General features: G+C 62.7%; 1 protein-coding gene. It reads right to left on the bottom strand.

The features are described 5' to 3' along the window. Nucleotides 1–240 (bottom strand): hypothetical protein (locus QWJ41_RS22400; protein ID WP_439117353.1); only part of this gene is annotated, 240 nt, incomplete at its 3' end. Nucleotides 241–565: the final 325 nt, after the last annotated feature.

Here is a 565-nt window from a genome sequence, read left to right as displayed (position 1 = left end):
CCCGGACGAGGTGTGCGCAGCAGACACGGCGTGAAGACCATGGAGGAGTCCCCGATCGATACGGCAACCCTCCTCCCGAGTCCTGACGACCCGGGAACGGATCACCTGCATATCGTGACCAGTCGACGTATTCGGCGACCGCGATCTCGACGTCGCCGACGTCTTCCAGCCGCCCTTCGGCCGCATGACCGGGTTGCGGATGCACTCGGTCTTGAACAGCGAGTTGAGCGCCTCTGCCATCGCGTGTCGTAAGAATCGCCCCGCGATCCGACCGACGCGACGGCCTCTGCTTCCGCGAGTCGCTCGGTGTAGCGAATCGCTCGAACCAGGTTCAACCGGTGGAAGCAACACCGCCTTGGGAAAGCAACTGTAGGTGCTCGTTGAGGGCTTCGGCCGGCGTCTTCCCTTCCAGGGTTTTGCGGGGTCGGTTGTTGAGGGCTGTTTTGAGTGTGCCAGTCTGAAGTGGCCCCACTTGGAGCCGTAGTGCTGGCTTGAAGTGGCCCCACCCTCGACCTACTTGTCCCCGTACTTTCGTGCCCGTCTGCCAAGGCGAGTCACGAGAGAT

It is taken from the genome of Nocardioides cremeus, assembly GCF_030518195.1.
GTDB lineage: Bacteria > Actinomycetota > Actinomycetes > Propionibacteriales > Nocardioidaceae > Nocardioides > Nocardioides cremeus.
The sequence above is the reverse complement of the archived record's forward strand: the minus strand, read 5'-3'. Positions and strand labels throughout refer to the sequence as shown.